The 20,346-nt window shown below is 41.5% G+C and carries 15 protein-coding genes; 11 read left to right on the top strand and 4 right to left on the bottom strand.

Annotated elements, in window-relative coordinates; genetic code table 11:
* Positions 1-110: 110 nt before the first annotated feature.
* The 4 genes from nusA to PHQ42_00625 all read right to left on the bottom strand — a co-directional run bounded on the left by nusA (position 111) and on the right by PHQ42_00625 (position 4,384).
* Entirely contained in the window at positions 111-1,604 is a 1,494-nt protein-coding gene (nusA, locus tag PHQ42_00640) for a transcription termination factor NusA (protein ID MDD5071235.1), read from the bottom strand.
* A 239-nt stretch (positions 1,605-1,843) separates the two neighbouring features.
* The gene (locus PHQ42_00635; GenBank protein ID MDD5071234.1) at positions 1,844-2,704 is read right to left on the bottom strand and encodes an ROK family protein; all 861 of its coding nucleotides are present in this window, start codon (positions 2,702-2,704) and stop codon (positions 1,844-1,846) included.
* Positions 2,705-2,870: 166 nt separating this feature from the next.
* A complete protein-coding gene (locus PHQ42_00630) occupies positions 2,871-3,881 on the bottom strand; it encodes a cellulase family glycosylhydrolase (GenBank protein ID MDD5071233.1) in 1,011 nt (336 codons plus the stop codon).
* A gap of 26 nt (positions 3,882-3,907) precedes the next feature.
* Positions 3,908-4,384, bottom strand: a complete 477-nt coding sequence (locus PHQ42_00625; GenBank protein MDD5071232.1) for a pilin — start codon at positions 4,382-4,384, stop codon at positions 3,908-3,910.
* 175 nt (positions 4,385-4,559) lie between these two features.
* On the opposite strand from PHQ42_00625, the gene PHQ42_00620 reads away from it, so the two are divergent.
* The 11 genes from PHQ42_00620 (at position 4,560) to rpmF (ending at position 20,272) form a co-directional block, all read left to right on the top strand.
* On the top strand, positions 4,560-6,026 hold the full coding sequence (locus PHQ42_00620; GenBank protein ID MDD5071231.1) for a flippase: 1,467 nt from the start codon (positions 4,560-4,562) through the stop codon (positions 6,024-6,026).
* A 198-nt stretch (positions 6,027-6,224) separates the two neighbouring features.
* The gene (locus PHQ42_00615) at positions 6,225-7,370 is read left to right on the top strand and encodes a glycosyltransferase (GenBank protein ID MDD5071230.1); all 1,146 of its coding nucleotides are present in this window, start codon (positions 6,225-6,227) and stop codon (positions 7,368-7,370) included.
* Positions 7,371-7,453: 83 nt separating this feature from the next.
* Entirely contained in the window at positions 7,454-8,419 is a 966-nt protein-coding gene (locus PHQ42_00610; protein ID MDD5071229.1) for an RluA family pseudouridine synthase, read from the top strand.
* Positions 8,420-9,154: 735 nt separating this feature from the next.
* Entirely contained in the window at positions 9,155-12,280 is a 3,126-nt protein-coding gene (locus PHQ42_00605) for a lamin tail domain-containing protein (protein ID MDD5071228.1), read from the top strand.
* A gap of 236 nt (positions 12,281-12,516) precedes the next feature.
* Positions 12,517-13,488, top strand: coding sequence for a hypothetical protein (locus tag PHQ42_00600; GenBank protein MDD5071227.1), 972 nt, complete (start codon positions 12,517-12,519; stop codon positions 13,486-13,488).
* A gap of 128 nt (positions 13,489-13,616) precedes the next feature.
* Entirely contained in the window at positions 13,617-14,657 is a 1,041-nt protein-coding gene (locus PHQ42_00595; protein ID MDD5071226.1) for a hypothetical protein, read from the top strand.
* 189 nt (positions 14,658-14,846) lie between these two features.
* A complete protein-coding gene (locus tag PHQ42_00590) occupies positions 14,847-15,551 on the top strand; it encodes a ribonuclease H-like domain-containing protein (GenBank protein ID MDD5071225.1) in 705 nt (234 codons plus the stop codon).
* A 102-nt stretch (positions 15,552-15,653) separates the two neighbouring features.
* Positions 15,654-16,220 (top strand): hypothetical protein, encoded by a 567-nt coding sequence (locus PHQ42_00585; GenBank protein ID MDD5071224.1) that lies wholly within the window; start codon positions 15,654-15,656, stop codon positions 16,218-16,220.
* Between the two features lie 393 nt (positions 16,221-16,613).
* Complete coding sequence (locus PHQ42_00580) at positions 16,614-17,882, top strand: S1 RNA-binding domain-containing protein (protein MDD5071223.1); 1,269 nt, start codon at positions 16,614-16,616, stop codon at positions 17,880-17,882.
* Between the two features lie 113 nt (positions 17,883-17,995).
* The gene (gene ftsH / locus PHQ42_00575) at positions 17,996-19,822 is read left to right on the top strand and encodes an ATP-dependent zinc metalloprotease FtsH (protein MDD5071222.1); all 1,827 of its coding nucleotides are present in this window, start codon (positions 17,996-17,998) and stop codon (positions 19,820-19,822) included.
* A gap of 249 nt (positions 19,823-20,071) precedes the next feature.
* Complete coding sequence (gene rpmF, locus PHQ42_00570) at positions 20,072-20,272, top strand: 50S ribosomal protein L32 (protein MDD5071221.1); 201 nt, start codon at positions 20,072-20,074, stop codon at positions 20,270-20,272.
* Positions 20,273-20,346: the final 74 nt, after the last annotated feature.

Below are 20,346 nucleotides of genomic sequence, written 5' to 3'. Positions count from 1 at the left end.
TTTTTTAAATTATTAAATTAATCCTAATTAATCCGAATTATTATCCGAATGCTCCGAATGCTGTGATTTAAAAATTCGGAGCATTCGGATTAATTCGTAGATTCGGATTATTACATTTTTTCTTCTATTGCCTTTTCTTTTTCTGTTTCTGCTTTTTTTTCTTTTTTCTCAATTTTTTCCTTGGTTTCTTTTTTCTCCTTGTCTTTCTTATCTTCTTTTTCTTCACCCTCTTCTGCCTTTTTATCCTTAGTTTCGTCTTTTGTTTTCTTCGTTTTCTTTTTATTATTTTTCTCATTTTTCTTTTCGCCGTTTTTCTCCGCTTTTTTCCCTTCTCCTCCCTCTTTGCCCTCTTCTGCCTTTTCGGTTTTTTCAATTTTGGCTTCGCCAATGTCTATTTTCCAGCCGGTCAAACGGGCGGCCAGGCGCGCGTTCTGGCCGTTTTTTCCAATTGCCAAAGACAACTGTTCAGCCACAACTTTTACAAAAGCCTTCTTTTCTTTTTCATCTAATTTTATGGAAACAATTTTGGCAGGAGACAGAGCGTTGGCAATGAACTTGGAAGGATTTTCATCATACTGGATGATATCAATTTTTTCTCCGCCCAGTTCGGAAATTATAGTCTGGATGCGGGAGCCGCGTTGGCCCACGCAGGATCCTATCGGGTCAACGTTTTCCGAATCGGTCGAAACAGCCACTTTTGCGCGCGAACCGGCTTCCCGGGCGACGGCTTTTAAATCCACCAAGCCATTGGAAATTTCCGGAATTTCCAGATAAAAAACTTTTTTCAATATTTCCTCGGATGTCCGGGACAAAATGATTTCCGGACCCTTAGAGCCCAATCGCACTTCTTTAATATAAACTTTTATTCTTTCGCCCGGATTATAGTTTTCCCCGAAAATTTGCTCCTCGGTCGGCAGATAGCCCACGGTTTTGCCCAGGTCAACCAAGACAAACCGGCCTTCCCGCCTTTGGACCATGCCGCTAACGACCTCTTTTTCTTTATCCTTGAATTCGCCAAAAACCATTTCTCTCTCCGCTTCCCGCAGCCGTTGGACTATAACCTGTTTGGCGGTTTGGGCTGCCATTCGTCCGTAAGCGGCTGGCACCTCCAATTTTGTTTTTATTTCGTCTCCGACCTTGGCGGTTTTTTTGATTAGCTTGGCGTCGCTTATTTGAATTTCGGTTTTGGGGTTAAATTTTTTTTCTTCCACAACGGGGGTTTCCTCTTCGGACTGGCCAGTTGTCCCCACATCAGATGTCTCTGCATCAGACGCAAGATTTTGCGTCTCTACGTCCTTTTTTTTGGTCTTTTTCGTTTTTTTTGGCGCATCAATAGGGGACGCAAGATTTTCAGACGCAAGATTTTGCGTCTCTACGTTCTCTTCGATTTCTTCTGGCGGCAGATCTTCAACTACGGTTTTCACGTCAAAAACCTTTGACTTGCCGGTTTCCGTGTCAAATTCCACTTTTATGTTCTGGTTTTTTTCGCCAAAATCTTTGCGATAAGCCGCGGCCAAAGCCGATTCAATCGTAGCGACAACCGACTTCTCATCCAGGCCTTTTTCCTCGCAGATTTGTTTGATGGCGTTTGATAGTTCGGACATATATTTTTGTAATTAGTAATTAGTAAATAGAAATTAGGATTACAAATACACAAATATCATCACGAATAACACAAATAAAAACAAGATGTTTATATAAAATTTGTGAATTTGTGTTTTGATTTGTGAATTTGTAATATTTAGTAAAGAAAAAGGCTAATTGTCATATTGAACAACTAGCCTTTATATAAGGAATGATAGCATAAAGGTGATTGCGTGTCAAACAAGGCGAAAGGAGTTAGCTATTTTACTAGCAGAGCCGCGCCGATGGCGCCGGCATTTTGGCCGAGTTTGCCCTTGAGGATTTTAATTTTTTTGGCTTCCGGATGCATAATGTAGCCGCGCATGATTTTTTTGATTTTGGAAAAAAACAGCTCGCTTGACTCAGCAACGCTGCCTCCGACAATAATTACTTCCGGGTCAATCAAATTAACAATATTGGCGAAAGCTATCCCTAGGCAGTGGCCAACTTCTTCATAAGCTTTTTTGGCCAAAGTGTCGCCGCGAAAAGCTTCCTCCGCCAAATTGGCCGGGTTGTTTTGCGTCAATTTTTGGTAGGCTTTTTCCAGCTCTATATTATTTTCCAAATCAATAATCATTTGGCCTGGTTCGCCGGCCCCGCGGTGGCTGCCCTGATAAATTTCATCATTTATCCACCAAGCGCCGCCAATGCCGGTGCCGATGATAATTCCGTAAACATTTTTATATTTTTTTCCGGCGCCCAACTTTATTTCGGCGCGCAAAAAGCAATTGGTGTCGTTATCTATTGAAATCGGTAATCCGGTCTTTTTTTCCAGGGAGTTATTCAGCTTTATGCCGTTTAGAATCGTTATATTGGGCGAGTCTATTATTTTTTTATCTTTATCATCCATAATGCCGGCTACCCCCAATCCGATGCCTTTAACTTTTGCTTTGTCTTGTTTCGCCTTTTTTAATAGCGGTTCGGCCAAAGCGTAAAGCATGATGATAAAGTGGCTCAAGTTGTCTTTTGGAGTGGCCAGGAGATAATCGGCAATGACTTTTTCTCCGTCAAAAAGCACGGCTTTCATATTGGTGCCGCCGATGTCAATGCCGATCGTGTATGCTTTTTCTGTTTTGTCCATATATGGTTATAAATTCTAAGCACTAAATCCTAAACTCTAAACAAATCCAAAATTCAAATTATCAAAATTCAAAACGTTAGTTTAAAACATTTGGGTTTAGTTAATTTGGGTTTGTTTAGGATTTAGATATTAGGATTTAGAATTTAATTAAAATATTTTTTACCCTTTAATATTGACGAGAGAATAGTCTTTTCGCCTCGTTCCAGAGCGCCGGGTTGTTATTGGCCTCTTTTTCCCAATACCACCATTCTCCTCCCCAGAGATAAAATTCCCTAAAGCCGGCGAGGCGGCCGAATTCCAGAATCTCCCTGAATTTTTGCAGATCCATGGTTTTGCTTTTTTCTTCTTCAACCATTTCCTGATAAGGAACCGGTCCCCAGGGTTCGGCCTGAAGTTCAATCACTATCCAGTCTTTGGGACGGGCAAAGAGACGGACGATGTTTTTTTTGAAATGAAAAAATCCCGGGTTGATCGGATAATGGATATATCTATCTAAAAATTTAGAGTAAGTATCGCGATAAAGGGTGGTGCCGAAAATATCCGCCCGCCGGGCCGCTCCCAGCCAAAGAGACAGTTCGCCGGAATCGGTTATTATAACCGGCCGGTCGTCAAGTTGCCTGACCAAAGCGATTTCGGCATCCAAAAATTTTTTATCCAATTTCGGGCAGTCCCCGAAGTGGGAAAGGAAAGGCTCGTTTTCCACCTGCCAAGCGATAATTTTTTCGTTGTCCTTGTACCTGTTTACAACTTTTCTTATATATTCTAATATTTTTTCATCCCTTTCTTTCTTTGGGAGATCGTCTGCCCAGTCCGGAAAATGGCATTCGGGCCAGCGAGGCAGGCGGCCGCCAACCGCGATAATAATTTCCGCTTCTCTTTTAGTTGTTTCCTCAACCAGCCAATCCATTTCTTCCCATCGGAATTCGTTATCGCTGGTTTCAATTTCATTCCAATAAGCCGGCAGTCTCAATTTTTTTACGCCCAGGTCATCTAGAATTGAAAGATAAACCAGTCGCCAGTCAAAACCCAAGCTTTCCGCTTGCTTTTTTGAAAAAGTCAGTCCGTATTCCAGCTCATTTTTATTATAATTTCGCCCCTGGCTCAAGACGATCAGTAGAAATAAAAAAATTATTAAAATGAAAAGAATTTTTTTTGTTCTTTTTATAATTCTAAACATAGAGAAAATAACCGCAAAACCAAGTTTTAGTAAGTATAATCTCTATTGCACATCCAGACAGAGTCTCTTCCTCGGTTAGTTATTTCAAAGACGCAGTCAGTAAGGTAAGAAGTGACAGCGTAGGAAGTGAGGATTATTATCAGGCCGATTACGCCGGTTTTAATTTGGTTTAGGGCTTCGGTTATTTTTTCCTCATTGCCCGCAGACGTCATGTATTTAAAGCCGGCCGAGATTATCAGAACCAAAAAAATTATTCCCAAAAATCCCAGAAAAACTTTTATGATTAAAACGGCTATTTCCCTCACGTCTTTCGGAGTTTCGCTGCCAAAAGCTTGGCTGCCGATTTGGCCTATTCCGGATTGTTTTTGCATATTCCACAATTTGCTTTCCGCAGCCTGCGCCATCGGCATGGAAGAAAATTGGGCCAGGATTACCTGGAATAGAAGGATGGCGGATAATAAAAGAGCGGAGAAAAAGCATTTTTTAATTTTAGTGATTTTCATATAGTTTGTGTTATAATTTAAATATCTACAAATTACAAATCTTTTACAAATTTACAAATACTAAATAGATTATTTATTATATTTAAATTATACCTAAAAATACGAAATTATTCAATTATATTCACCCCGTTAGAAATTTCTAGAAACAAGGGATTGGAAGCGGGGCTTAAGATTTATGCAGGGTTTTACGAAAATTCCTAACGGAGTAAATTTATCAGCTAAGGTTTTTTACAATACCATAATTCAGATAATAAGCAAGGTTATCGCCACGATTTTCGGTTTGGCGGCAGTAGCGATTATAACCCGTTATTTAGGGACAGTAGGTTTTGGCGAATATACCACCATCATCACTTTTTTATCGGTTTTTGGAATCTTGTCCGATCTGGGCCTGACTTTAGTCACGACGCAGATGATCAGCCAGCCCGGAGCGGATGAAGAAAAAATTTTAAATAATCTCTTTACTTTGCGTTTGATTTCAGCCTTGTTTTTTTTGGCCCTGGCTCCGCTCACCATATTTTTTTTCCCTTATAGCCGGGACGTAAAAATAGGAGTGGCTGTGGCGGTTTTTTCTTTTCTTTTCGTGGCTTTAAACCAAATTTTTGTCGGTTTGTTCCAAAAAAAGCTAAGAATGGACAAGGTTTCCATAGCGGAAATTCTGGGTCGGTTAGTTCTGGTTATCGGCGCTATTTTGGCGGTTAAGCTTAATCTCGGCCTTTTGGGAGTTATTTTTATTACGGTTCTGGCCTCGGCGGTTAACTTTTTGGTTTTATTTATATTTTCCTCGGGATTTTTTCGCTTAAAAATCAGATTTGACTACCCGGTTTGGAAAGAAATTATCGCCAAAACCTGGCCGTTGGCTATTACTATCGCCTTTAATCTGATTTACCTTAAAGCCGACACTTTGATCTTATCCCTGATAAAGGAGCCGGCCGAAGTCGGAATTTACGGCGCCGCCTACAAGGTGATTGACGTTTTAATTACCATTCCTTTTATGTTTGCCGGAATCATTCTGCCTATTTTAACTATGAACTGGGCGGAAAGGAATATTGAGGCTTTCAAAAGGGTTTTACAAAAATCTTTTGATTTTATGATGATTTTAGGCGTGCCTTTGGCGGTGGGGGCCCAATTTTTGGCCAAAGAAATTATGGTTGTCGTCGCCGGGGGGGATTTTGCGGCCGCCGGTTCCGTTCTTAAAATTTTAGTTCTGGCCTCCTTGGCCATATTCTTCGGCTGTATTTTTTCCCACGCTATCATCGCCCTGGATAAGCAGAAAAAAATCATAGGCGCTTATTTTTTTACGAGCTTTACGGCTCTGGCCGGTTATCTTATTTTCATTCCCCGTTTTTCTTATTTGGGCGCGGCCTGGGTAACGGTTTACAGCGAATTTTTTATCGCCTTGGTCGCCTTCTATCTTGTTCACAAATACGCCGGCTTCTTTTTTAATATTAGAATTTTATTCAAATCGGTTTTGGCATCAGCCGTTATGGCCGCCTTTCTCTTTTTTCTTCCCGGTTGGTATTATGGGAGCGCGGGCGGTTTGTTTTTAACTTTAGTTTTTTCCGCCGGAATTTATTTTGCGGCCCTGTATCTTTTTAAGGGTGTAACAAAAAAAGAAATTTTGGTCTTGCTAAATAAAGGTTAGAGTTAAATATTCAGCATAAAGAGATGGTTACAAAATTATTTCTACTACAATTTGTTATTTTCAGCCGATACTTCGTCAAGCTGGCGCCCCGCAAATGCGGGGCTGGCTTTCCTAATCTCGGCTGAAAATATCTAAATTTAGTCACAAAATAGTTTTGTAACCATCTCAAAGTATTTAGGATTTTTAAACATTTTTAATATGGCAAACATAGCAGTCGCCAATTCTTTGAAAGAAATTCCTTCGTTTTTTTTAGACCTTTTTGATGAACTTGAAAAAAGGGGACATTTTTTTTATTTTCTTTCGACGTGCCTTAATTCAGGGCCAAAGGACTGCGGGAAAGCGAGAAAAGCGTATTTTGGCCCGGAGGCTAGAAGTAATTTAAGTTTTGCCTTTTTTCTTTTGGCTTATCCGTTTTTGTTTTTTTTCTTTTCTTTTTCTTTTGTTTTTTTGAAATATAATAAAAACGTGAAAACCTTTGTCTGTTTGGGCGGGAACGAAAAAATTATTCTCACCCCCTTAGCGTCTTTATTGAGAATAAAAGTTGTTTGGTTGGAATTGCCGGAGATTGATTATCGGAAAATGCCGGCCGGTTTTTTGTTTTTGTACCGTTTTTATTCCCGTCGGGCGATTTTAGTTTCCTCTATCAGCTTGACAGAGGCGCGCCTTGGGAGTTTTGGCATTACGGCTGATCGGATAAAAAAAATTTCTCCCGGCATCAAGCCAAATCAGCCCGGCCGCCAGCAAAACATTTTTTCCAATTTAGCCAAGGCGGAGAAATCAAATTTTTCCCGCAAGTATTTCACTTTGGGCGTGATAACCGATTTTTCCCAGCCTCACCAAATTGAAAATTTATTTCAGGCGGTTAAAATCTGTTTGGCGGTTATTCCCAACTTGCAGCTTATCATTGTCGGCGAATGCCGAGTGGGGCCAAAAGACGAAGGCGAGAAAAAATTGTCCTGGCTCGCCAAGAAATTAGGGATTGATAATTTGGTTTGGTTTGTAAGCGAGCGGGGGAATCTAAAAAAATGGTCAGACAGCTTTGACGCCTTTATCGCTGTTAACGAAACTCCAAGGCTAGCCAACCTGGCTACGGTTTTAAGAATTATGTCAGAAGGGTTGCCCGTAATTGGTTTTTGCAATCGCGGTTTTGAGGATTTGATTTTAGAAGAAAAGGCGGGGATTTTGGTTGAAACCGGCAACAGTGAAGTTTTGGCCCAAAAAATTATAGAGCTGTATAAAAATAAAATTCGGTCCCGGCGTTTCGGGGAGAAAGCCAAAAGTTTGGTTGAAGCTGATTTTACGCTTGAGAAAGCGGTGGCAGCGATGGGGAAAATATTAATCTAGAATATGGAATATAGAATTTATCACCGCCTTAGCGGGATCCCGCCCTCTATAAATTTATATAAGTGGCGGGAGAATATAGACTTATGGATTCATTAAAAATAAAAAATGAACAAAGCGGGCAGCGGCTGGATAAATTTTTGGCGGAAAATTTAAGTGATTTTTCCCGCAGCCAGATTCAAAAGCTGGTAAAGCGGGGCGGGATTACCGCAAATGGCAGGGTGGTTTCTTCTCATTATAGTTTAAAAGAAGGCGATGAGATTAAAATTGCTTTAACTCCGGTCGTCGAGACCGAAATCAATGTTTCAAGAGAGAAAAAGCAAAATTTTTCTTTTCCGGAAATTATTGCCGAAACCGATGAATATTTGGTAATAAACAAACCGGCAGGCTTAATAATGCATGGAGCGAATTCTTTTAAAGGGGAAAGTTTGGCGGAAATGCTGGTGAAAAAATATCCGGGAATAAAAAAAATCGGGGAAGATCCGGAGCGCCCGGGAATCGTCCACCGCCTGGATAAGGAAGCGAGCGGTCTGGTGGTTATCGCCAAACAACAAAATTCTTTTGATAATTTGAAAAAACAGTTTCAAGAAAGGACGATAAAAAAAGAATACACGGCTTTGGTTTTTGGCCGGATTGAAAAAGACGAGGATAAAATTTTATTTCCGATAAAACGTTCAAGCGACGGCGCCAAAATGGCCGCTCTGCCCATAACCGACGGGGAAGAGGAAAATGTCAATAAGCCCGGAGCCAGAAGCGCCGTTACCGGATTTAAAATTATAAAAAAATTTATCAATTATACTTTATTGAAAGTTAAAATCAAAACCGGCCGCACGCACCAGATAAGAGTCCACATGCTTTCTTATGGGCATCCGCTTGTGGGGGATGATTTGTACAGCACAAAAAAAACCAGGGAGAAAAATAAAAAATTAAATTTAGGCCGGATTTTTTTAGTGGCGGATAAACTGTCGTTTTATGACTTGGCCGGGGAGAAACAGACTTTTACGATCGGGCTGCCGGGGGAGCTGGAAGAGGTTTTGGATAAAGTTAAATAATTTAATTTTTGTTATTTTTTACAAAAAAATCCCGGCAAACTTTCAGAAGAATGCCGGGGATAGAATGATATCATGCGGATCGCTTAATATTCATTACAGTTGCCTCCAGTAGTTTGCAGAACGCCGCCATGCTGAACCTTAGCATGACTTTTGCCATCTTGGCTGGTAATTATTACTTCGGTTGGATTAGTTAGGGCAATGCAGCAAAAAACATTACCATCTTTCTGGATGCTAGCAGAAAGAAAACGTTTTTTGTGTTTTTTCTGCCAGCTCTACATACACTCATAAAGCTTGCGCATGGATTTACCCTTGAAGTAGAGTATATTCCGCTTGTTTTTTTTAGACATGATGCCCCCTCTTTTATTGGTTTTTGAATAAGCATTTATAGCCGAAATCGCTTATACCCCCCTTAAATTAATGTGTCTTTTTGTTAAAGATCTTGACTATTAAGATAGCTTATTTTTAGAATAAAATCAATAGCTAGTATGGTTTGTGCGGCTCTCCCCTGGATTCCCGCTTTCGCGGGAATGACAAAGAGAAAAGGCCGTGGTCTCGCGACAATCTCTGTTTCTCTTCCGTCATCCCGGCCCGCGAGCCGGGATCCAGGGGTGCGTGATTCCAATTTTCTTTTTTGCAAAATCTTAGTGCGTGCGGCTCTCTCCTGGATCCTGAATCAAGTTCAGGATGACAAGGAAGGAAAAGCCGAGTTTTAAATTTTAAATCAAATAGATTATTATGAAAAACCAAGGAGGCCTGCTTGCAAAGGCAGGAAAAGTTTTTTTAATCTTGTTATTTATAGCAGGATTTTTTTATTTAGGAGAAAATTGTTGGGCGGCCGAGCATATAGTTATTAGCGAAATACAGATTACTGGTGGCGCTGGCAAAACAGAAAATGATTTTATTGAGCTTTATAATCCAACCGACGCTAGCATTAATTTAAAAGGCTATCGTTTAGTTAAAAGAACCAAAACTGGGACAAGCGACACGAGTATAAAATCTTGGACAAGTGATATTTATATCTCGGCGAACGGGTACTATCTCTGGGCTAATAGCAACTATATGGATATTCCAGTTGTTCCTAATGCCACCACCACCGGAACAATTAGTTCGGATAATGGGGTTGCTCTTCGTTTTGGAGCGGCAAATACCGGAGAGATAGTAGATAGTATCGGGTGGGGAGAAGCTCAAAATGTTTTTGTTGAAACTGCAGCTTTTCAAATCACTGATCAAAATGTATATCAAAGCATTGAGCGAAAATTTCAAGATAATAATTATATCGACACTAATAACAATAATGCCGATTTTTTTATCCAAGAAAATCCTAATCCGCAGAATTCCGGCGAGTCTGTCGCTCCACCTCCTCCACCCCCAGCCGAAGAGCCGGAAAATCCCCTTGACCCCCTTTATCAAGGGGAAGAAACGGCGACTTCAACATCCCCCGCCCCCCCCATCTCCCCTTTGCAAGGGGGGCAAAAAATAAATCTTGGCGACGTGGTGATTAATGAATTTGTGTCTGACCCGGCGGACGGAGAAGTGGAATGGATTGAATTGTATAATGCGACTGGAGAAGATATTGATTTGGTCGGCTGGACCATAGAAGAGGGTAGCGGGGCCAAAACAAGCTTATCCGGAGCCCTGGCCGGAAGCGGGAAAGAAAAATTTTTTATCGTAGAAAAACCCAAGGGCAATTTAAACAACAATGGAGACATAATTATTTTGCGCGATAAAGATAAAAATTTAATAGACCAAGTAACTTACGGAAATTGGGATGACGGCGATTTGGCCAATAATGCCCCAGCCACCTCTGATCCGGATTCTTTAGCTAGAAAATTTGATGGCTATAACACTTTTAACAATCTGAATGATTTTGCCGTTACCACCACTCCGACCAAAGGAACGGGCAATATTATAACGGCCGTGGCTGACGAAGAAGAAGAAATAAGCGCGGTTGAAAAAGCTTTGTATGATTTTAGCGATGATATAATTATTTCCGAAATTTTTCCTGATCCGATTGGCAGGGATAATGAAACCGAATTTATTGAATTATATAATAAAGGTGAAATAGAGGTGAATTTGCTGGGGTGGGGGCTGGGAGATGACAGCAAGACAAGATTTAAATTTAAAGAAAATATTCTTATAAAAGGCGGGCAGTATTTGGCGATTTTTCGCCCGGAAACTAAAATCGCTTTGAATAACGGGGGCGACAGCGCAAAGCTTTTTCAGCCTTTAAAAGACGAGCCCTGCCAAACAATAAAATATGAAAAAGCGATTGAGGGGTGGAGTTATAATTTTGCCACCTCTACCCGGAAATGGATTTGGAGCGAAGTTGTTACCCCGGCGGAAGCCAATATTATAAAAACCATAAATCACCCGCCGCTTGTTTCTTTTTCCCATCCGGAAGAAATAATAGCTGGCCAACCAATTATTTTTGACAGTTCTGACACAGTTGATGAAGACGGCGATGAATTAAAATTCAGCTGGGATTTTGGCGACGGCATAAAACTGGATTTGGCTTCGCCCGAACACACTTATTTGGCAGAAGGCAGTTTTTTGGTGAAGCTGGCGGTAAGCGACGGGACCAATGAGGTTAGCAAAGAAGAAATTATAAGAGTGGTTTCTCTGGCTGGCCTGTCAGGGCAGGCGAGCGAGCCAGGCAGTCTGGCATCGGTTATAATCAATGAAATTCTCCCTGATCCGGAAGGAGCGGATGCGGAGGGAGAGTGGATAGAGTTAAAAAATACAGGCGATGGCAGAATTAATTTGTTAAATTGGCAAATAGATGATGCGGAAGGCGGTAGCCGGCCGTATAAAATCAGTTCTGACTTATGGCTTTTCCCGGGCGATTTTTATTTATTGGAGAGAAGCGAAAGCGGTTTGGCTCTGAATAATACGAATGATTCGGCCCGTTTATTTAATAATCTGGAAGAATTGGTTGATGAAGTTAGCTATGAGAAATCTTTTGTTGGCGAATCCTATGCCCGGGCGGAAAACGGGAAATGGTTCTGGACAACGATTTTAACGCCTGGTGAGGAAAATGTAATTTCCGTGGCGGGCAGCAAAAGCGTCGGCCAAACAAGCGTTTTGGGAGTCTCGGTTAAGCCTTCGGAGTCGGGGCCAGGCGGGTATATTGTTACTTCCTTAGAAAAAATCAAAGAATTTGAATCCGGCGATCTGGTGAGAGCGGAAGGGACTGTGGCGGTTCTGCCCGGGATTTTGGGCGCCCAATATTTTTATATTGTCGGCTCGCCCGGAATCCAGGTTTATAATTACAATAAGGATTTCCCCAATTTGAAAATTGGCGACTATTTGGAGGTGAGCGGGGAGATATCGATTTCCGGCGGAGAGCAGAGGATAAAAACCAAAACTAAAGAGGATATGAAGATAATAGAAAATCGCGGGGCTCCGGCGCCGGCGGAATTAGCGATTGAAAAAATTACTGAAGAATATGTCGGCAGCTTGGTTTCCATAACCGGAGAGGTTGTTGACAGAAAAAGTTCAATTGTTTATTTGGACGACGGCACGGAAGAAACAAGGGTTTATATAAAAGGGACCACCGGGATAAATATTAAGGAAATAAAAGAGGGCGAAATTTTGACCATTGCCGGCATAGTGAGCCGGACCGAATCGGGCTTAAGGATTATGCCGCGCTCGCCCGACGATATAATAAGGAAAGACATAGAAAGCCAAAGCCGGGGGGAGGCCGGGCAGGTTTTGGGCGAAGTGGCGGCTAGCAACGAATGGGCAATAGCGGCCCGCGATAAGAAACTGGAATTATTTAAATATTTGCTGGTTTTAGCCGGTGGGATAATTATAGTTCTGGGCGGGTTATTGATCAAGGAGTTGAGGAGAGAAAGATTATAGATAACTTCATTTGACTTATTTTTCCCCCTTTGTTAAAATAAAATAACAATTTAAATAATAGAACTCACGTGCGTCTAATTTATTATCTTAAAATTAGACAATAATCAGCCGTGGGTTTATTAATCTGTAGGTTCCCACAAATCTACAAATCAGCTACAAATCTGCAAATATTAGTATTAAGTTAAGGTTTATTTGTATATTTGTGAAAAGATTTGTAATTTGTAGGGTATAAAACTATGAACATGAAAAAAATAGTTATTGTTTTGATTATCTTGGTGGCTTTGGGCGGAGCCAGCTATAAAATTTTTGGCAATAAAAGCGCCAAAATCATTTTGTCGCCGGAGGAAGCCAAGGCCAAGGCGGAAAAGTTTATTAATGAAAACCTGGTGCAAGCCGGCACAGAAGCAAACATAAAAGATATTCTTTCCGAAGAGGGGCTTTATAAGATCGTAGTTAATGTCGGAGGGCAGGATTTTGATTCTTATTTGACTAAAGACGGAGAGAAGTTTTTCCCCAGTGTTTTAGATATGAATTTTGTCATGTCGGAGAATGAAGATCTTGAGGTAACTTTGCCGGCCAGCGAGGTGGCGGTAAAATCCGATAAGCCGGTGGTAGAACTCTTTGTTATGAGCCATTGCCCCTACGGCACCCAGATTGAGAAAGGTGTTTTGCCGGTTATTACCACCCTGGGCAATAAGATTGATTTTACTTTGAAGTTTTGCGATTACGCCATGCACGGGGAGGTAGAATTAAAAGAGCAGTTGAACCAATATTGCATTCAAAAGGAAGAGCCGGAAAAGCTAGTGGCTTATTTAAATTGTTTTCTTGAAGCGGGCGACAGCAATGATTGCATAACGAGGTCGGGAGTGGATAAAACAAAATTAACCGCCTGCGTTTCCGCAACCGACAAAGAATATAAAGTGATGGAGAAATTTAATGACAAAACCACCTGGTCTGGCGGTGTTTATCCGGTTTTTGACATTCATAAAATTGAAAACGAGATTTACGGAGTGCAGGGTTCCCCGACTTTGGTCATAAATGGCGCGCAGATTTCTTCGGCCCGCGATTCCGCCAGTTTGCTGGCGACTATTTGTTCCGCCTTTAATAACCAGCCGGAAGAATGCGACAGGGAATTGTCTTCCGCTCCTCCTTCGGCCGGGTTTGGTTTTGACGCGAGCGGTTCCGCTTCCGACGCCAGTTGCAATTAAAATAACAAAAACAACAAGATAACATATTATAACGTAGAGACGGAAAATTTTCCGCCTCTACTTTTTATTTGACGATTGGGCCGCAAAAAGATAAACTTATAACAGTTAATTATAAAAAATTATAATCTATGAAAAAATTAATTTTTATTTTGGTTGGCATATTGCTCGCGCCAATTATCGCTTATATCGTTTCTTTAGTTACCGAAGCGCGTTTAGGCACTTTTGTTTCCGCTAAAATCTTATTAATAATGGTGATTATTGCTGTTGCCGCGGTGGTTATTTTGCATTTTGCCATTCGTTTGCCAAAATTTTGGGCAGGCGCTATTGTGATAGGAATTTTAATTTCACCCTATTTCCAATTTTTATTCGGCAAGATTAATATTTTCTTGACTGACCCGCCGAATTTAAGGGCTTCGGTAAGCGTGCCGGAAATAAGGGTTGAGATGGGCGATTTGATTTTTATAAACAATGAAGGCGGGGAGGTTGTGGCTTTGGCCGGCGGAGGCGTGAATACTCTTTATCCCGGAAAGAATATAGTTAATTTGGGCCAGCTGAATCTGCCGGCCGGAAATTATAAATCCGGCCGAATCAGCATAAAAAATGTGGAAGTTGATATCGGCGTTGATTTGGCCAAAGAGGTTAATTTGGTTTATGGAGAGCTGGCTGATATTTTAAGCATGATACCCTCGGATATTCCGGCCGAAGCGGCCGTTCTGATTCCCGGCGAAGCTGATATGAAAAAAAGAATAGCGGAAGAGATGGAAAAAATAATTAGCAAGGAAATGATTATTCCCTATTTGCCCTCATTTGTCCGGCTCAAATCCTTTGATAGATCCGGGAACAGCATCGCCATTGTGATTCAGGCGCAAATTGCGGATATAGCGATCCCGGCGGCTTTTCCTTATCCGACCGGAGCCGGCGGGCCAGATATTATTCTTGATATTACTTTAAATGAAATAGGCCTTCCCACCGGAATCGCGCCGATTATAAAACTGCCGCCCGGAGCTCCGGCTATTACTATTCCTGATTTAGCCCCTGATTTTGGCGGCATGGGCATCCCGACTGACTTTGGCATTCCGGAAAGCGTCCTGGAGCAAATTAAATCAGAAATTCGGGCCGGCATCAGCCAGGGCCAGGCCCTAAAGGCGGCCGCAGAGGGAGTCCAATAAGTAAAATATAAATTGGATTAGTTAAAATAAAATGTGTGTTTGATCAAATTCTAAGCACCAAATCCTAAATTCTAAACAAATCACAATTACCAAAATTCAAAGCCCCCAAACAATGATTAAAGAATTTGGTAATTTGAATTTTGAATTTGTTTAGGATTTAGATATTAGGATTTAGAATTTATGTAAAATATGTCTTTAATTTTTGACATTGAAACAATCGGGGAAGATTGGGAAAATATTGACGAAGCGACGCAGAGCAGCTTGACGCGCTGGATTAAGCGTGAAGCCGGAGAAGAAGAAAAAAAATATAATGTGATGCTGAAAGATTTGAAAGAGGGGCTGGGTTTTTCTCCTTTGACCGGAGAAATTGTGGCGATCGGAATTTATGATAATGAAAAAGATGAGGGAGCCATATATTTCCAATCTCCGCGGGAGGAGGCGCGGGAATACGCAAAAGAAAATTTTACCTTTAAGCCAAAGACGGAAAAGGAGATGCTGTTGGATTTTTGGGCCGGAGCTAAAAATTATAAGGAATTTGTGAGTTTTAACGGCCGGTCTTTTGATGTGCCTTTTTTGTTAATAAGGTCAGCGGTCCATAAAATCAAGCCGACCGTGAATTTAATGTCCAATCGTTATTTGAGCAGCCAATACGGAGTCAGGCATATTGATTTATTGGACCAGCTGTCTTTTTATGGAGCGGTCCGGCGCAAAGGAAATCTGCATTTGTATTGCCGGGCGTTCGGCGTTAAGAGCCCCAAGGGCGCCGGCATTACCGGAGATGATGTCGGCCGGTTATTTAAGGATGGAGAATATAAAAAGATTGCCGAGTATAATAGCTGGGATTTAACTGCCACGGCCGAGCTGTATAATATTTGGAAAGAATTTATACAATAACCCTATGAATTACAAATCAGTACGAATTTACGAATTTCAGAAATAACGTTTTATTTAGTATTCGTAAATTTGTGAAACATTTGTAATTTGTAGGAATAAAATATGTATTATCGTTTAAAGTACGGAAAATATTATTTAGTAAAGATTGCCATTTTGGTTTTAGTCGCAGTTGCGGGCGAATTGATTATTTGGTGGGCGTTAGTCAGAGAGGAAAGCGTGGAGTGGATTACCGGCCAGTTGGTCCACAATCCTTCGGTTTACGCCATCACCCAGTTGGATGACGGCCGAACAATCATTGGCAATGTCCTGGACGGTTTTGAAATAATTTTGCCAGAAGGCTGGCAGGCGAAGGAATTGAGATCCCCCAATTTTTATTTCAATGAAAACGGGAATTTGTTGTGCGAGATTAAAAGCAAAGTTGAAAGAAGGGGGGAAGACGTTAATGTCCCCCTTCTGCTCAAAGAGCAAGAGGGTTTTGTCCGGGTTTCCGCCGGCTTGACGCCGGCCGTCAAAAAAGAGCAGACGACTAAGGCTGGGGATTTTATTTACGAATTGCAAATACCGCTCGCCCAAAGCATTATTAGATATACAATGTCGTCCGGAGGGGCTGACAGAAGTAAATGCCGGCCGTATTTTGAGCAGATAAGAAAAAGTTTTTTGTATTATTAGTTCCTATAAATTACAAACTTTTTACAAATATTTTTTGGTTATTTTGTTTTCGCTTTTAAACTTGACATTTTTTTAAGGGCGGTATATATTAATAGAAACTAAATAAACACCTATAATAAAACCTTTGGTTCCGCTCCCCCGCCTGGCGGGTAGTGGAAGGTGGCCAAAGGGCTTCCCGAAAAATGGGAGGTTAAATAATCTTTTTTTATTTAAGGGAACTTGGATATCGCGATTTATTAATTTGAGATTAAATTTTAAAGTTGGCGATGTTAGTCGAGTTAAAAAGATTACAAATCCACAAATATTATCGCAAATAACACAAATAAATTTAAAGATGTTTATATAATATTTGTGAATTTGTGTTTTGATTTGTAATTTGTAGAATAAAAAAATATGGAAGAAGACAAAAAAATTCTTGATGAAAAAGGCAAGGATTTCCAAGAATTATTAGAAAAAGACAATTTAAAAATCCCCCAGGCCGGGGATACGGTTAGGGGAACAGTAATTTCCGCCTCTCGGGCCGAGGTAAGGCTTGATATTGCCGGTATTTTGATCGGCGTAATTCGCGGTCCGGAACTTTATGAGGAAGCGGAAGAATATGCCGGTTTGAAATCCGGGGATGAAGTTGAGGCCACTGTGATTGAAGAAGAAAATGAAGATGGCGAATTGGAGTTATCCTTCCGGCACGCCGGCCAGAAAAAGGCCTGGGAAGTTTTAAGAAAGGCGGCGAAAAGCAAAGAGACCATTAAGGTAAAAGTAATTGACGCTAACAAGGGCGGGCTTCTGGTTCGCTATTGCCAGATTCAGGGATTTTTGCCGGTTTCCCAATTGGCGCCGGAAAATTATCCGCGGGTAAGCGGCGGGGATAAAAGTAAAATTCTTGAAAAGCTCAAATCTTTTGTCGGCCAGGAGTTTGAGGTTACAGTTATGACTTTGGACGAAAAAGAAGATAAGATTATTTTCAGCGAAAAAGATGTTTGGAGCGAAAAGCAAAAGGACACTATCGCCAAATACAAGGTTGGCACAATCGTTGAGGGGGTTATTACCGCGGTTACGGATTTTGGGGTTTTTATCAGTTTTGGCGAAAATATGGAGGGCCTTATTCATATCTCGGAATTGGCCTGGCAGAGGATTGATTCTCCGGCAGATCTTTTTAAAGTCGGGGATAAAATAAAAGCCGAAGTTATAAGCGTGGCCGGGGCAAAAATATTTTTGTCCGCCAGAAAACTCTTGAAAGATCCCTGGGAAGAAGCCAGCGCGAAATATAAGGTCGGCCAAACAGTAGCCGGGACAATTTTAAAAATTAATCCTTTCGGCCTGTTTGTAAAGTTAGACGAAGATATCCACGGTTTGGCCCACGCCAGCCAGTTGGGTTTGGCCCAAAACCAAAAAATAAATGAGTTGTTTAAGCTGGGCGAGAAAGCCAGCTTTGAAGTAATGTCTTTGGAGCCGAAAGAGCATCGTCTGGGATTAAAACTGGCCAAAGAAGCTGGAACAAAAAAAGAAAAAACAAGCGCCAAAGAAACAAAAGAGAAGGAGATAAAAGAAGAAGAGGCGGTTTCTGAAAAAGCCAAGCCGGCCAAAGAAAAGAAGAAAAAGACGGCCGGAAAGACACCGGAAGCCAAATCGGAAAAGAAAGAAATTAGCAAAAATAAAAAATAATTTATATTGTAGAGACGCATAATTATGCGTCTCTACAATTATTTGTTTTGTTTGCCAAAAAGGACTCTGTATTATATAATAAATTTTGTAGTCTCTAATAAAATTAACAATTTATGAAAAATTTGGTTAAGAATTTTTTAATCTTCTTTCTGGTTTTTTTAATAATTGCCAGCCTTTTTTCTATTTTAAGCGATGGGAGCAAAACGGAAACAGTCGGTTTGGAAACCTTAATAAGCCAGATTAACGAGGAAAAGGTTTCGCAGATAGAAGTAAGGGGCGCGGAAATGAAAATTACTCTGGCTGACGGCGCGGAAGAGATCGTTAAGAAAGAAAGCGGAGAGTCATTATCGGAGTTGTTAAGAAATTTCGGCGTGGAAGCGGATAAGATTTCAAAGATTAAAATTCAGGTGAAAGAAAACGAAGGATTAAATTTTTGGCTGTCGGCCATTCTGCCGTTTCTTATTCCTTTTCTCCTGATAGGCGTTTTTATCTATTTTATGATGCGAAGTGTGGCCGGAGCCAATTCCAAAGCCATGATGTTTGGCCAGTCGCAAGCCAGGGAGTCCGTCAAAGATTTAAAAAATAAGGTTACTTTTAAGGATGTGGCCGGAGCTAAGGAGGCCAAAGAGGAATTAAAGGAAGTGGTTGAATTTTTGAAGCATCCCAAGAAATTTTACGAATTAGGCGCTCGCATTCCGCGTGGAGTTTTGCTTTTGGGCAGCCCGGGCACGGGAAAAACTTTGATGGCTCGGGCTGTGGCCGGAGAGGCTGATGTTCCCTTTTTTCATATTTCCGGTTCGGAATTTGTGGAGATGTTCGTTGGAGTTGGCGCTTCCAGGGTTAGGGATTTATTCAAACGAGCCAAGAAAAATTCTCCTTGCATATTATTCATTGATGAAATTGATGCTGTTGGCCGCCGGAGAGGAGCCGGACTCGGCGGTTCCCATGATGAGCGCGAGCAGACTTTAAATCAGATTTTGGTGGAGATGGACGGCTTTGAAACTCATACTAATGTGATAGTTATCGCCGCTACCAATCGGCCCGATGTTTTGGATCCGGCCCTGCTTCGGCCCGGACGTTTTGACCGCCGGGTGGTAATTGACGAGCCGGACATAAAAGACCGGGAGGAAATTTTAAAGGTTCATGCCCGGCAAAAGCCTTTGTCTAAAGAAGTGAGCCTGCGCCGGATTGCTGAACGGACTCCTGGTTTTTCCGGAGCTGATTTAGCGAATCTTCTTAATGAAGCGGCGATCCTTTCCGCCCGGCGGAACAAAAAAATGATTGAGATGGACGAATTATTTGAATCAATTGAAAAGGTTATGATGGGGCCGGAGAGAAGGAGCCGGGTGATTACAGAGAAAGAGAAAAAAATTACCGCTTACCACGAAGCCGGGCACGCGATCGTCGCCCACTTTCTTCCCCATACTGATCCGGTGCAAAAAATTTCCATTATTGCCCGGGGCCAGGCAGGCGGTTACACCCTCAAACTCCCGACCGAAGATAAGCATATGCACGCCAAATCGGAGTTTGTGGAAGAATTAGCCGTGCTCTTGGCCGGCCATGCTACCGAGAAAGAAATTTTCGGCGAAGTGACCACCGGCGCCACTTCTGATTTGCGCCGGGCCACGGCCTTGGCTCGCCAGCTTATAACCGATTATGGCATGTCGGACGATTTGGGCCCGCGCACTTACGGTGAAAAAGAAGAGATGATATTTTTGGGCCGGGAAATCCATGAGCAGAGGGATTATAGTGAAAAAGTGGCGGAACAGATTGACAAAGAGATTTCCCGCTTTATTGAGCAAGCCGCTAAACAGGCAAAAGAGATTATAAAAACCGAAAAAGAAAAGCTTGATAAAGTGGTTGAAGCTTTGCTAAAAAAAGAAACTTTGGAGCGGGAAGAGTTTGAAAAAATTGTCGGGAAAAAAGAAGGAAAAGAATAGGGTGTTTTTGGCAGGGGCGCTTCGGAAGGAGTTGACTAATGGGTGTTTTGGGTTATAATAATAATATAAATAAAATAATACCTGCCTGCCGCCTGCCTGTCCGGTAGGCAGGGCAGGCAAGAAATAACAAAATAACAAAATAAGACTCTATTTATTTTTTATCCCGCCACTTTATTTTATTAATAGTGGGCGGGATCCCGCCTCGGCGGTGATATTATTTTGTTTTTATGTTATTTTCATATTTAACTTATGTCAGTACCAGCCAAAAGAAGGTCTCGCTCGAAAGTCAGGCGCAATCGGGCTCACTATGCTTTAAAAAAAATGGCTTTAAACAAATGCCCCAAGTGCGGCCAGCCGAAGCGGCCGCATCAGGCTTGTTCTTTTTGCGGATCTTATCGGGGCCGGGAGATAGTAAGGATTAAAGTTAAGACCAAGAAAGAAAAAAAATAATCCGAATTTAATAATTAAATAAATTATTCCGTAAATCGCGTTTATCCGAACGTTTTAATTTAAAAATTCGGAAT

The sequence above is a fragment of the Patescibacteria group bacterium genome (assembly GCA_028711655.1).
GTDB lineage: Bacteria > Patescibacteriota > Patescibacteriia > Patescibacteriales > JAQTRU01 > JAQTRU01.
Note: the sequence above shows the minus strand (reverse complement) of the source record. Positions and strands in the feature narration are given on the sequence as shown.